This window comes from Brevibacterium epidermidis NBRC 14811, assembly GCF_001570805.1.
In the GTDB taxonomy this organism is placed as follows: Bacteria; Actinomycetota; Actinomycetes; order Actinomycetales; family Brevibacteriaceae; genus Brevibacterium; species Brevibacterium epidermidis.
On sequence record NZ_BCSJ01000015.1, the window covers coordinates 1 to 13731 of the forward strand.

The following is a 13731-nucleotide window of genomic DNA, read 5'->3' on the forward strand; positions in this document are numbered from 1 at the left end:
TGCCCGCGTCGGGGTCCGTGCCCGCGTCGGGGTCCGTGCCCGCATCAGGGTCCGTGCCCGCGTCCGGGTCGGTTCCGGCGTCGGGGTCCGTGCCTGCATCAGGGTCCGTGCCCGCGTCGGGGTCCGTGCCCGCATCAGGGTCGGTTCCAGCGTCCGGGTCGTTCCCTGCATCTGGATCAGTTCCAGCGTCCGGATCGGTTCCCGCATCTGGGTTAGTAGCTGCGTCTGCAGATGCGTTAGTAGAGGAGTTCGCGGTTGCTGCGGCTTCGGACGCTACTGCTGAATTCGCATCAGAAGCTACCGAAGCACTTGCGTTCGAATCGTCGTTAGACTCTGCTTCGGGGTCTGCTGCGGCTTGCGCCGCCGCAATAGACGATGCATTGGGGTCGGAGGTCGCATCAGCCGATGCATCTTCTGAGGCATTTTCGTTTGCTGCAGATTGGGCTGCAGCTGTTGCATCCGCATCGGCTGCAGCAGAGGCTGTGGCTGTCTCATCGGCCATCGCTGCAGCCTGAGCGGCAGCCTGCGCAACTGCATTTTGGTTGTTGTCGGCATTCGCCGATGCCGAGGCAGAAGCAGATGCGTTGGTGTTGGCGTCGCCTGGTGCAGCGTTCTCGGTAGCACGTACGGACGACGAAGCGAGGTTGAGATCGATAGCGTCAGATTGGGGAAGTACCTCGACGCTGACTGCACTGATCGTAAAACCGGGGCCGTTAGTGCCGACAACCTGGCTGGAATCAGGCGGCGATGCTTGAGCAGAAACACCTTCGACAGAATCGTTGGGAAGCGGTGACTGTTCATTTATGACGATAGTTGCGAGTTTGCTATTGATCGCCGCGAATACTCCACTGAGATCAGTGATGACCGGTTTGACGAGACCCGTAAGGGTAGGTTCGAGATCTGGGCCGAGAGCGTCTAGAAGTACACCTATATTGCTTGTAAGCTCGTCGAGGAGGTCGAGCGCAAGGTCGTTGGCAAGTTCAGTGACGCTTGTTCCCAAGACTCCGAGTAGAAGATCCAGCAACAAGCCGACCCCTCCATCTGGAGTAATCGTGAGAGACGGTGCCGAGTCGTCGGTGCCGACCAGTTGCCCGATTGTAGTATCAACGGCAATCGTGACACCGACTGCCGAAACGGTTGCGACTTTCAAATTAGCTTTGAGGTCGAGAGTGACTTTCGCGTTATTGAAGACCTCTTCCAAGCCATCGGTCACGCGCGTTGTTACTTGTCCTAGAGCGTCGGATACGGCGTCGACAATATTGTTAATTGTGACGTCGTTGAGTAGTTCAGTGTTGGCCGGCAGGTCATTGAGGTCATCTGCGCCGGTGGCCTTTTCTACGTCGACAGAGACTGTTCCGTATTGAAGGTCGATCGATACGATCTCGTTTTCGTCGACAAGAGGCTTATTGATGACCTCGCCCTTCACGCCAGCGAGCGCCTGATTGATTCCGTCGACAGCAATTGTCCCGCTCCGGACGTTAACACCTAAAAGCTTGCCGCCGATTGATGCGTCGAAATCAAGATCGCTCAATACCCCGCTGGCTGTACCTTCCTCACCGAGTACATCGTGCACGGTGGTTCCGAGGCCGTCGACAGTAGTATTGATATCGGTGACGAGACCGCCAAGCAGAGGGCTGGAAAGGTCCAATTTTGCGTCGGCGACGGTGTAACCGGAGGTGTAGTTCTTACTACCGGCGGCCTGCGCAGTAGACCCGATTGCGCCAAGCTCTATGGAGAGCTGATCGATGATGTCGTCCGTGAGTTCGTCGGCATCAATCTGTTCAAGGAGGCTAGTCAATTCCAGGCTGGCGTTCCCGCTGGCAGCGGGATTCGAGGGATCAAAATTAAGAGCGCCGTTCTTGTCGACTGCTCCGGTTCCGGCTCTTGCCGAAGTCCGGCCGGGTGCGTCCGCGTAGGAGTTCAACGCTCCTGCGTTTCCGATTTTCAGTAGACCGTCTTCGCCATCCGAAGAGATGAGGGGAAGCCCTATGTTTGGAAGCGTGAGTCCGAGTTCTTGGAGCAACGCCAAGTTGAGTGCCTGGTTGTCTGCTGTCTCATCTTTGTCTATCGGGTAGCTTCGGTAAGCAGACGAAACATCGAGTAGGTCCGCTTCAATGAAGTCGGCATCGATGAGCTGGGCGAATGCTTCTGCATGCTCGTCTGGTTTCACCTTGTCAGCACTTGCCGGTGAAACCGTCATCATCGTCAGCCCGATCACCGTGGCTGCGGCAACTGATCCCACAGCAATCTTCCGGCCGGTACCAGGCCGGCCTCTCAGTATTCTCATGGTTCTCCACATCGTTCGGATCCTGATCAGTCCCAAGCGCAGCCTGGACGGAAACAGGCAGTTTCCTGGCAGATCTCTCACAACATTACGGAGTAATCAAAATGTAATCATCTGAACACAGATAAAGTTGCATCGTCGTTATAGTTACGCCCAGGTAGATTCAAGGACCCGTTGCAAAGATGCGCCGGGGCGGATCCTCTGTAGCACTCATAAGAGGAACTTGCAGGTGGCAGGCTTATTGAATTCAGATGAACACAGAGGTCAGAAAAGTGCCACAGTCATAGTTGAGTCATTGAGAAGATCTGAATTGTCACGGTTTGAGGCACGGAAACCTCTTCGCGCCGCTGCTCTGTGACCAAGCGGTGACAAGTAAGGGCACAACCTCTAGGGCGTTTACGGGACCGCACCAGACACCACAGCTGCGACCTAGCTTCCTCGACTAAGCTGACATCGACGACGGATCGCCCCGCGATCTGAGCACAGAAATCGCGTGATACGCGGTGAACGACACACGAAGGAGCATTCGGCGCATGGCAGTTCTCGTGACCGGCGGAGCAGGCTACATCGGTTCGCACGTGGTGAGGCTGCTCACCGAACGCGGTGACGACGTCCTCGTCGTCGACGACTTCTCGACAGGGATCGCCTCCCGCGTCGACGGACTCCCCGTCGTCGACCTCGACCTCGCTGCCGCGGATGCCGAGGACCGCCTCGTCGCCGCCATCGAGGAGCACAAGGTCGACTCGATCATCCACTTCGCCGCGAAGAAGCAGGTCGGCGAATCCGTCGAGGAACCGGTCATGTACTACCGGCAGAACATCGGCGGACTGACGAACATCCTCGCCGCCGTCGAACGCACCGGCATCACCTCGCTCGTCTTCTCCTCCTCAGCGGCCACCTACGGCATGCCCGATGTCGACATGGTCCCCGAAGATCTCGACTGTCGCCCGATCAACCCGTACGGCCAGACCAAGCTCATTGGCGAATGGATGATCGACAACGCCATTACCGCCGCGACGATGCGCGGAACAACGTTCAACGCCGTGAAGCTGCGCTACTTCAACGTCGCCGGAGCCGGCTGGCCCGAGCTCGCCGACACCGCAGTCATGAACCTCATCCCGATCGTCCTCGGCCGCCTCGCCGACGGGAGGGCTCCCGTCATCTTCGGCGATGACTACGACACCCCCGACGGCACCTGCATCCGCGACTACGTCCACGTCAAAGACCTAGCCGAGGCCCACATCGCCGCCCTCGACTACATGAAGGCCGGCGGCACCACGGAGACCGTGTTCAACGTCGGCACCGGCACCGGAGCATCCGTGAAGGAGGTCATCGACACCATCGCCGAGGCGACCGGCCGAGACATCGTCCCCGAAATGGGCGAGCGTCGTGCGGGAGACCCGCCGGCACTCGTTGCCGACGTCTCCCGGATCGGTGCACTGCTGAGCTGGAAGGCCGAATTCGGTCTCGAGGAGATCGTCCGCAGCGCCGTCGACGCCGCAGGAATGGGCCGGTGACCCACCACATCGTCATCGGCGCCGGCCTCGCCGGAGCCGCGACCGCTTATGCGCTGACCGCCCGCGGCGAAGACGTCACCGTCCTTGAACGGCACACCCCCGCCAATGACCTCGGCAGCTCCCACGGCTCTGCCCGAATCTTTCGCTACGCCTACCCCGACCGGCTCTACACCGAGCTCGTCGTCCGGTCGCGTGAACTCTGGACAGAGGTCGAGTCCGCATCCGGCACCGAACTCATTTCGGTCACCGGTGCGGTCGACCACGGCGACGTCCGGCACACCGCCGAACTCACCCGCATCTTCGAGGGCGTCGGAGTCGATCACGAAGTGCTCGACCCGGCGCAGGCGGCCGAGCGCTGGCCCCAGTTCGCCTTCGACACCGAGGTGCTCTTCCATCCCGATGCCGGGGTCATCGATGCCGAAACCACTGTGAGCACCTTCCTCGACCTGGCCGTGGCCACCGGACACGCGCGGGTACTCACCGATTGGACGGTCGCCGAGGTGGCCCGACGTTCCGAGGGCGGCTTCAGCGTCACCTCGGTGACGGGAGCAGTTGTCGAGGGGGACCGAGTCATCGTTGCCGCCGGCGGATGGCTGCCCGCCCTCCTCGGCGGTCTTGGGCTTCCGGACGGGTTCCTCTCGGCTCTGCCGCGTTTCGAGGTTCGGCAGGAGCAGGCCTTCCATATGCCCTACCGAGACGCAGACTCGGACGGGCGGCCGCGCACGCCCTGGCCGACATTCATCCATAAGTCCTCCGAGATCTTCACCTACGGGCTGCCTGGCGGTCGGGATGCCGGATTCGCCGGACAGAAACTCGCCCAGTTCAACGGCGGTCGTGTGATCGGCTCCGCACTCGACCAGGACGGTCAGATCACCGAAGTGATGCGAGGTCGCATGATCGACTACGCGAAGCGGCACCTGCCCGGGCTCGTCCCGGAGCCGTACGCGGAGACGACGTGCCTGTTCACGAACACTCCGAACGAGGACTTCGTCATCGACGAGATCGATGGCCTCGTCATCGTCTCGGCCTGTTCGGGGCACGGGGCGAAGTTCGCGCCGCTGCTCGGTGAGTTCGCCGCCGATTTGGCATTGGGTAGCGGCGACGTGCCGGACCGTTTCCGGGTGGGCGCTCGGTAGGTCTCTGACGGAGGCGTCCTGCTGCGGCGGTGACGGGGACGGTGGCCTCGGCGATAGCAGCCTGACCACTATAGTGGACATCTGATTTAAGGTGTCACTATAGTGGACAATATGACCTATTCATCCGTCGACCCCGCAGTCATCGGGGAGCGCATCAAGGACCGGCGAGTCGAGCGCGGGCTCTCCGTCAATGGCCTTGCTCAGGCGAGCGGGGTGAGTCGCAGCATGATCTCCGAGGTCGAACGCGGCGGTCGGACGCCGACCATCGTCACCCTCGACCGCCTCGCAGGCGCCTTGGGCACGACGAGTGCACGATTGCTTGCCGTCGAAGCCTCCGGAGAGATCGCCCGCCAGCGGCACAGTGAGCAGACCGTGATCGGCGAGGACGGCTGGCACCGTCGTGTCCTCAACCCGGTGTTGCCAGGCCTCGATTTCGAGTTCATGCGCGTCGAGATCGAACCGCACACCGATGCCGGTGCCTACCCGCCGCACGGATCCGGCAGTCGCGAATACATTGCCGTCGAGACCGGTGAGCTCACCCTTGTCCTCGACGGAAATGAGCAGAGGCTCGGTGCCGGAGACAGCATCTACTTCCCAGGGACGATGCACCACGAATTCCGCAACGAAACAGACGAGACCTGCCTGTATTACCTCGTCATGGACATGGGCAGCCACGGGAACGGAGACGAGCAGTGAACCCCGCAGAACCCGGCTGGACCTGGAACGATGCTCGCCTCCGCGCCACCTTCGACGAGGCCTCTCGCATCGCGGCGAACATCTTCGACGACGCAGCGAACGGGCCCGTCACACGAGTGCTTCCCGAGTCCGCGCTCACCGAATTCGCCACGGAATCCGCCCCGAGGATGGCCGCAGCGAGGGTGAAGTCCTGGCCGCCGTGCGCCAGCGCATCACCCCGTACCCTTTCGGAAACGGCAGCCCCCGATTCCTCGCGTGGGTGAACTCGGCACCCCACCCGATCGGTGTCGCGTCCTCCCTCATCGCCGCGGCCCTGGACCCGAGCGTCGCCGGAGGGCGCCACGCCGCGGTCCACGTCGAGCACGAGGTCATCCGGTGGTTCCTCGAACTGCTCGGTTGGAGCCGGGCCGAGGGCGCGCACGGACTGCTCACCAGCGGCGGCTCGGCCGCTGCGCTGCTCGGACTGCAGGCGGCCAGACAGCGTGCCTTCGCCAAAGCGGGTATCGACGTCCGGAAGCAGGGGGTCGGCGCCATTTCCGTGCGTGTCTACGCCACCGCAGAGGCGCACTCCTGCGTGACGAAGGCCGTCGAATCGTTGGGTCTCGGCACCGACAGCATCCGTGAGATCCCCGTCGACGAGGCGGCCCGGATGGACTGTGTGGCGCTGTGCGAGATGATCGCCTCCGACCTCGCCGCCGGCCATGTGCCTCTGGCCGTGGTCGCCAGTGCCGGCACCGTCAACACCGGGGCCATCGATCCCCTCGGCGAGATCGCCGACATCTGTGCCGAGGCCGGTGTCTGGCTCCACGTCGACGGGGCCTACGGTGGGCCGGCCGTCATGCTGCTTGACGACCTGGTCGAGGCGCGTGAAGGTCTGGCACGGGCCGACAGCGTCGGCATCGACGCCCACAAATGGCTGTACTCCCCGGTCGATGTCGGCATGGTTCTCTACCGTGACGGCCGGGCCGTACGCGAGACATTCAGCCTGGTGCCGAGCTATCTGCGCTCGGAGCCGACCCCGGACGAACCGGTGTGGTTCTCCGAATACGGCCTCGAGCAGACGAGGTCGTTCCGAGCACTCAAGGTCTGGACGCAGATCATGCACCTCGGGTGGAACGGCTACCGGGAACTCATCGCCCGCGACATCGCCGTCGCCGATCACCTCGCCGCTCGACTCGACGAAGCAACGGACTTCGAAATCGTCGCCACCGGACTCTCGGTCGTGTGCTTCCGCCACCGCCCAGATGGCGTCGCCGAGGAAGACCTCGATGCCCATCAGTCCCGGCTGGCCACTAGCCTGCAGACCGAAGGGGACGCATTCCTCGCCCCGTCTGCGGTGAACGGTCGGACGGTGCTGCGGGCCTGCATCGTCAACCCGGGAACGACGACCGGCGATATCGACGAAGTCATCGAGATCATCCGCCGGGCCGGTGATTCCTCGGCTTGATGGGAAGTCGGGGCGAGCTGGGACGGAGGGCCACCTCGGCGAGGGAAAGCTTCGGTGTACGGGACTCGGCGGACATTGAGCAGAATCTCGGGGCGGCGGTGGTCACAAAACGGACCATAAGCGGCATGATGGCCTTATGACCACTGATATGGATATTGCGCTCAGCGCCGAGCTCGATCCGATCGTCGACATCGCCGCCGGACTCGGTCTCGAATCGAAGGACATCATCCCCCACGGCTGGACGAAGGCCAAGGTCCCCATCGACGTCCTCGACCAGGCTTCGGCCGGCGCCGAGGATGGACGACTCATCCTCGTCACCGCCATGAGCCCGACCCCGGCGGGGGAGGGAAAGACGACGACGAGCATCGGCCTGGCCGACGGGCTCAACGAACTCGCCCGATCGAAACCCGAGGTCGGCCGGGCCGTACTCGCCCTGCGGGAGCCGAGCATGGGGCCGGTCTTCGGGATGAAGGGCGGAGCGGCCGGCGGCGGATATGCGCAGGTCGTGCCGATGGAGGACATCAACCTCCACTTCACCGGCGACTTCGCGGCCATCGCGGCGGCGAACAACCTCGCCGCGACCATGCTCGATAACCACATCCACTTCGGCAACGAGCTCGACGTCGACCCACGGCGGATCCACATCCGTCGCGTCGTCGACCTCAACGATCGTGCGCTGCGCGGGGTCGTCGTCGGACTCGGCGGAATCAACGGGGGAGTGCCCCGCGAGGACGCCTTCGACATCGTCGTCGCCAGCGAGGTCATGGCCGTGTTCTGCCTGTCCACCTCGTTGGCCGATCTCAAGGAACGGCTGGGACGGATCGTGCTCGCGCACAGCCGTGGGCGCGAACCGATCACCGTTGCCGATATTGGGGCTGCCGGGGCGATGACCGCGCTGCTGCGCAATGCTCTGGCCCCGAACCTCGTGCAGACGCTCGAGCACTCCCCGGCATTCATCCATGGTGGACCTTTCGCGAACATCGCGCACGGGTGCAACAGCCTGCTCGCCACGAAGGCCGGGCTGGCCCTGGGAGACTGGGTCGTCACCGAGGCTGGATTCGGTGCGGACCTCGGCGCCGAGAAGTTCCTCGACATCAAGTGCCGGACAGCGGGCATCTGGCCCTCGGCCGTGGTCGTCGTCGCGACCCTGCGGGCCCTGAAGTACCACGGGGGAGTCGACGTGAAGGATGTGAACTCGGCTGATGTTGGTGCGGTGCTGGAGGGCATGAGCAACCTCGAGCTGCACTGCCGGAACCTGCGCGAGATCTACGGACTGACGCCCGTCGTGTGCTTCAACCGGTTCCCCACGGACACCGACGAGGAGATGGCCGCGGCGATCAACCACCTGGATGGTCTTGGGGTTGCGGCTGTGGAGTCCACGCACTGGGCCGACGGCGGCAAGGGTGCTTTGGCACTGGCGGAGGCGGTTGTCGAGGCTGCGGGCGGGGCACCGGAGGATCCGGCCGCCTCGGCGAGGTATTCGTACGAGCTTGGGGCGCCTCTGGAGGAGAAGATCCGGACCATCGCGCAGCGGATCTACCAGGCAGCCGATATTGACCTGCCGGCCAAGGTGAAGCGGAAGCTGCGTCAGTTCACGGACGAAGGATACGGCGATGCGCCAGTGTGCGTCGCGAAGACCCAGTACTCGCTGTCGACGGACGCCAGCCTGCGCGGGGCGCCGACCGATCACATCATTGAGATCAAGGACGTGCGGCTGTCGGCCGGTGCCGGGTTCATCGTCGTCATCGCCGGCGACATCATGACGATGCCGGGCCTGCCGCGCGAACCCTCGGCGCTGAAGATCGACGTCACCGACGACGGCAACATCACCGGCCTCTTCTGACCTCTAATTACTACCCGACGGCGGCTCAGCAACCTGGCGCCAGGTTGCTCAGCCGCCGTCATGTAGCAATAGGGGTCAGTCGGATTTCGTGACGCGATCGAAGACGGCGTCGAGAGCTGCTGCGAGAGAGTCGCGGTTGGTCTCATCCATCCACGCGTTATTGAGCATTTCGTTGAGGCCGCCCGGCGTCTCGTGTGCGGCGACGAGGTCGTCGATGGGGTCGGTGGTCTGGGCGAGGGTGGTGCCGAGACCGACGAACTGGCCGCGGATGAAATGATCGGCATCCGCCTGGTCCCAACCGCGATTGACGAGCCATGCAGTGATCGTCTGCAGGAACGCGAAGTGCGCCGACATTGTCGCTGTCACGGCCGAGAGCGTGGAGAACATCGTCTCATCGGCCGCGGTCACCGATCCGCCGAGGTGGCTCAGCATGTTTTCGACCGCGTCGTTGGCCGGGAACACGGCGGTCACTCCCTTGCGCTCGCGGACGGCGGGCAGCGGGATGACGCGCACGATCGTAGGGGATTGCGGAAGATGGGTGTCGAGCGTGTCCGTTGAAACGCCGGCGACGGCGCTGACCAAGGTCTTCTCTGCAGGGATGTCGAGTTCGTCCAGGACTGCGTCAGTCTGCTGCGGCAGAACTGCGAGGACGATGAGGTCGCTGTGGTCGACGACATCCTGATTGCTCTGGCAGGCCGTGGCAGACTCGATGGACTCACTGAGTTTCGCTGCACGGTCGGCATTGCGTGGGGAGAGGAAGATCTGGAGGTCGGCTTTCGCCTCACTGCCAGCAAGCCCTTCGACTATCGCCGAGGCGATCTCTCCGACTCCGATGAAACCAATGCGTGTCATGTGCTCCTCCTCGAGTGGCTTGTTCCTGTTCGCATTCTGTCATCGACTCAATGGTCCGGGTGCGCGGACCTCGAAGGGGAGGCGAGCTGACGCGTGTCCAAACAACCCGACGGCGGCCCAGATACTTCGCGCAAGGTATCTGAGCCGCCGTCAGGTAGTAATTCGAGCGGGTCGGCTTCACTCGAATTCGTTAAGCACCACCTCGGCGACGGCAGCGACCAGGGCCGGCCCGTCCTCCGATTCGGGGTCATCGGTCTCTGTCATCACGGATAGGACGATGGGCTTGCGATCGGGAGGCGTCACCACTGCGATGTCGTTCTGAATCGCATCCGAATGCCCCGACTTGTCTCTGACGACCCAGCCGTCGGGCGCGCCCGCGCGGATGAGCGGGTCTCCCGTCTCGTTCGCCGACATCCAGTCGAAGAGAACCTTGCGATCATCGTCCGAGAGTCGCTTCGCATCGAGGAGGTCCTGCAGGTTGGCGGTGAATGCGGCCGGGGTGGTGGTGTTGTCCGTGTCACCCTCTTCGACGTCGTTGAGCTCCGGCTCTTCGTCAGTCACCTCGGTCGTCGAGTCACCGTCCTTCTCCATGGCGTCGTCGAGAGCCTCTGGTCCGCCAAGCTCATCAAGCACAATGTTCATCGCCAGGTTGTCGCTGACCCTCAGCCCGCTCTCGGCCACATCTTCCAGTGGCAGCCCGTCGTCGACGTGCTCCTCCGTCACCGGTGTCCATCCGGCCTCATCGACATCGGCCTGAGTCCAGGTCACGTTCTTCTCAAGCTCTTTCGGCGTCGTGCGATCAAGGAGTTCGGCGACGGCGAACACCTTGAGAGAGGAAGCGAAGCCGAAGCGCTCGTCTGCACGGTGGTCAACTGATTCGCCGGACTCGGTATCGACCGCGCTGACGCCGACTCTCGCGTCGTAGCGAGCTTCGAGTTTCTTGAGCTGGTCTTCGACCTTTTGGTTGTCGGAGGCATCTGCCGAACTTGATGAAGCTTCGGTGTGGGAGTCGCTGCCGTCCGGGGGCTGAGCATCACCGGGAGCGCAGCCGCTGACTGCCAAAGCGGCCAACGTTGCCGTAGCGAGAAGCTGCAGAGTTCGCGTGGTCATCGAAACGTTCCGTTCTCTCCCGGTGGGAGTCGACATGGGCAGTCTTCGTGGACGAGGCTCGAACTGGCCCAGGCGCGTCCTTGAACCTCACTAATGACCAGTCTCCTCCGTCTTCGCGGTTCTCCGCGAATCAAGCAATGTTTCCCTGCTCAAACAACCCGACGGCGGCCCAGATACCTCGCGCGAGGTATCTGAGCCGCCGTCAGGTAGTAATTGGGGTCAGAAGGAGGGGAGGACGGAGCCGTCGGCCCACTTCTTCTCGATGAACTTCTTCACCTCGGGGGAGTGGAGCAGCTCGTCGAGCTTCTTGATGTTCTCGTCATCCTTGTTTTCGGTGCGTACAGCGAGGAAGTTGCCGTACGGGTTGTCGTCGGCCTTCTCCAGCAGGATGCCATCCTTGGCCGGGTTCAGGCCGGCCTCGAGGGCATTGTTGCCGTTGATGACCGATGCGTCGACGTCTTCGAGGGTGCGAGCCAGCTGTGCGGCGTCGGCCTCGACGAACTTCACGTTCTTCGGGTTCTCCTCGACGTCGGAGAGCTTCGCGTCGATCGCGTCCACGCCGTCCTTGAGGGTGATGAGCTTCGCGTCTTCGAGCATCTTCAGCGCACGACCCTGGTTCGACGGGTCGTTGTTGATGCCGATCTTCGCGTTCTTCGGGATGTCACCCACGTCCTTGATGTCGTTCGAGAACAGCGCGAAGGGTTCGAGGTTGATGGGCTTGAAGCCGGTGATCTCGTATCCCTGGCCTTCGACCTCGGAGTCGAGGTAGGGCTTGTGCTGGAAGTAGTTCGCGTCGATGTCACCGTCGTTGAGCGCCTTGTTCGGCAGCGTGTAGTCCGTGTACTCGGTGACCTCGATGTCGAGGCCGGCGTCCTCGGCGAGGTTCTCATCGACGTAGCGCAGGATGTCGCCCTGCGGAACCGGGGTCGCGCCCACGGTCAGCTTCGTGACGTCGCCGTCCTTCTCACCGACGGAATCCGTGCCGCCGCCGACGAGTCCGCAGCCCGAGAGCAGCAGAGTCGCGCTGGCCGCGATCGCAATGAGCTTGGTCTTCATGATTCTCCTTGATGTGATCTTTGTGTTGTGAAGAGTGCAGTTGAGGTGGGATTCGCCGAGGCGGTTCAGCGGTGGTCGACCACGCGGGCCATCCGGTCGCCGATGAACTGGATGATCGTGACGATGAGGACGAGGACGATGATGCAGGCGATCATCGTGTCCGCCTGGTACCGCTGGTAGCCGTACGAGATCGCCAGCGCACCCAGACCGCCACCGCCCACGGCGCCGGCCATCGCGGTGTACGACACCAACGTCACCGAGGTGACCGTGGCTGCTCCGATGAGACCGGGCAGAGCCTCGGGCACGTAGACCTGGCGGATGACCTGCCCGTTCGAGGCCCCCATCATCAGCGCGGCTTCGATCTTGCCCTCGGAGACCTCGCGCAGCGAGTTCTCGACGAGGCGGGCATAGAAGGGGATCGCACCGATCGTCAGCGACACCACGGTTGCCTGCCAGCCCAGTGCCGAGCCGACGACGAATCGTGCGAAGGGGATGAGCGCGATGATGAGGATGATGAACGGGATCGAACGAGTGACGTCGACGATGAAGGAAAGCACCCGGTAGACGACCGGGTTCGAATTCAGCCCGCCCTTCGAAGCGGTGAACAGCCAGACGCCCAGAGGCAGACCGATGAGCACAGCCAGCCCGGTCGACCACGCGGTCATAAGCAGAGTCTCGATGGTGGCCGGCCACATCTGATCGGTGATCGCCGGGTTGTCGAACCATGTGGGATCGTTCATCAGGCAGCCTCCTCCGCATAGATGCCATCGGCTTTCAGAGCGCTGATCAGCTCTTTCGCCTGTTCGACCGAGTCCACGGAGAAGCGCAGCCGACCGATCTGACGGCCTTCGATCGTCTCCACGGCTCCCGCGAGGATCGCCTCGGCGCTTGCTCCGGCGTTCCGCGCGGCGGTGAGCACGGTGGGCAGATCGGTTCCGGCCAGGGACACCTCGACGAGGCGGCTCGCCCCGTCATCGATGCTGACCGGAGGCAGGGGGACGAGGTCCTTGGCCAGATCCGATCCGGGCTCGGAGATGACCTCGGCGAGCTTCCCGGTCTTGGCCACACGGCCATCGGCGAGCAGTGTCACGGAGTCGCAGATCTCGCGGATGACGGACATCTCGTGAGTGATGATGAGGACGGTGATGCCCAGACGGTCGCGCAGCGAGCGGATGAGACCGAGGATCTGGTCCGTCGTCGACGCATCCAGTGCCGAGGTGGGCTCATCGCACAGCAGCACCTTCGGCTCGGCGGCAAGGGCGCGGGCGATGCCGACGCGCTGCTTCTGACCGCCCGAGAGCTGAGAGGGGTAGTTGTCGACACGGTCGCCGAGGCCGACGAACTCGAGGAGCTCACGAGCCTTGTCCAGACGTTCGGCCTTACCGACACCGGCGATCTTGAGCGGGTGGGCGACGTTCTTCAGCGCCGTGCTCGAGTCGAGGAGGTTGACGTGCTGGAAGACCATGCCGATGCTGCGACGGGCCTCGCGCAGACCTGAACCGGACTGGTTCGTGAGGTCGACACCGTCGATCGACACCGTCCCGGAGGTAGGGGACTCGAGCCCGGTCAGGCAGCGGATAAGCGTGGACTTGCCGGCGCCGGAGCGTCCGACGATGCCGTGGATCTCTCCGGCAGGGACCGAGAGATCGATCTCCTCCAGGGCGACGGTCTCTCCGAACACCTTCCGCAGCGCGCGCAGTTCGATCACAGGCGCCTCCTCGTGTGGTTGACGAATGCCGCACACGGTGGTGGACGGCAGAAAAATGGGGATGGGTCAGCCTACGGTCCAG

General features: G+C 63.2%; 12 protein-coding genes. 6 read left to right on the forward strand and 6 right to left on the reverse strand.

What is annotated here, in order from left to right:
* The coding region (locus BEP01S_RS11170; protein ID WP_062243254.1) for a choice-of-anchor G family protein at nucleotides 1-2287 on the reverse strand (2287 nt) is incomplete at its 3' end.
* A 530-nt stretch (nucleotides 2288-2817) separates the two neighbouring features.
* On the opposite strand from BEP01S_RS11170, the gene galE reads away from it, so the two are divergent.
* The 6 genes from galE to BEP01S_RS11200 all read left to right on the forward strand — a co-directional run bounded on the left by galE (nucleotide 2818) and on the right by BEP01S_RS11200 (nucleotide 8923).
* Entirely contained in the window at nucleotides 2818-3801 is a 984-nt protein-coding gene (galE, locus tag BEP01S_RS11175; protein WP_062243257.1) for a UDP-glucose 4-epimerase GalE, read from the forward strand.
* Nucleotides 3798-4937 (forward strand): FAD-dependent oxidoreductase, encoded by a 1140-nt coding sequence (locus BEP01S_RS11180; RefSeq protein ID WP_062243259.1) that lies wholly within the window; start codon nucleotides 3798-3800, stop codon nucleotides 4935-4937. The genes galE and BEP01S_RS11180 overlap by 4 nt, the downstream gene beginning before the upstream one ends.
* Before the next feature lie 111 nt (nucleotides 4938-5048).
* Nucleotides 5049-5633, forward strand: a complete 585-nt coding sequence (locus tag BEP01S_RS11185) for a helix-turn-helix domain-containing protein (protein ID WP_062243262.1) — start codon at nucleotides 5049-5051, stop codon at nucleotides 5631-5633.
* Nucleotides 5630-5896, forward strand: coding sequence for a hypothetical protein (locus tag BEP01S_RS16935; protein WP_062243265.1), 267 nt, complete (start codon nucleotides 5630-5632; stop codon nucleotides 5894-5896). The genes BEP01S_RS11185 and BEP01S_RS16935 overlap by 4 nt, the downstream gene beginning before the upstream one ends.
* Complete coding sequence (locus BEP01S_RS11195) at nucleotides 5833-7080, forward strand: pyridoxal phosphate-dependent decarboxylase family protein (RefSeq protein WP_167348277.1); 1248 nt, start codon at nucleotides 5833-5835, stop codon at nucleotides 7078-7080. Before BEP01S_RS16935 ends, BEP01S_RS11195 begins: the two co-directional genes overlap by 64 nt.
* Before the next feature lie 136 nt (nucleotides 7081-7216).
* Entirely contained in the window at nucleotides 7217-8923 is a 1707-nt protein-coding gene (locus BEP01S_RS11200) for a formate--tetrahydrofolate ligase (protein WP_062243272.1), read from the forward strand.
* A 75-nt stretch (nucleotides 8924-8998) separates the two neighbouring features.
* On the opposite strand, the gene BEP01S_RS11205 is transcribed toward BEP01S_RS11200, so the two are convergent.
* The 5 genes from BEP01S_RS11205 to BEP01S_RS11225 form a co-directional block, all read right to left on the reverse strand.
* Nucleotides 8999-9775 carry an NAD(P)-binding domain-containing protein gene (locus BEP01S_RS11205; RefSeq protein WP_062243274.1) on the reverse strand — a complete coding sequence of 259 codons (777 nt, stop codon included), beginning with the start codon at nucleotides 9773-9775 and terminating at the stop codon, nucleotides 8999-9001.
* Between the two features lie 177 nt (nucleotides 9776-9952).
* Nucleotides 9953-10885: a class A beta-lactamase gene (gene bla / locus BEP01S_RS11210; RefSeq protein WP_062243277.1), complete on the reverse strand. Its 933-nt coding sequence runs from the start codon at nucleotides 10883-10885 to the stop codon at nucleotides 9953-9955.
* A gap of 219 nt (nucleotides 10886-11104) precedes the next feature.
* A complete protein-coding gene (locus BEP01S_RS11215; protein ID WP_062243279.1) occupies nucleotides 11105-11941 on the reverse strand; it encodes a MetQ/NlpA family ABC transporter substrate-binding protein in 837 nt (278 codons plus the stop codon).
* A 65-nt stretch (nucleotides 11942-12006) separates the two neighbouring features.
* Nucleotides 12007-12681 (reverse strand): methionine ABC transporter permease, encoded by a 675-nt coding sequence (locus BEP01S_RS11220; RefSeq protein WP_039210016.1) that lies wholly within the window; start codon nucleotides 12679-12681, stop codon nucleotides 12007-12009.
* A complete protein-coding gene (locus BEP01S_RS11225) occupies nucleotides 12681-13649 on the reverse strand; it encodes a methionine ABC transporter ATP-binding protein (protein ID WP_062243282.1) in 969 nt (322 codons plus the stop codon). Before BEP01S_RS11225 ends, BEP01S_RS11220 begins: the two co-directional genes overlap by 1 nt.
* Nucleotides 13650-13731: the final 82 nt, after the last annotated feature.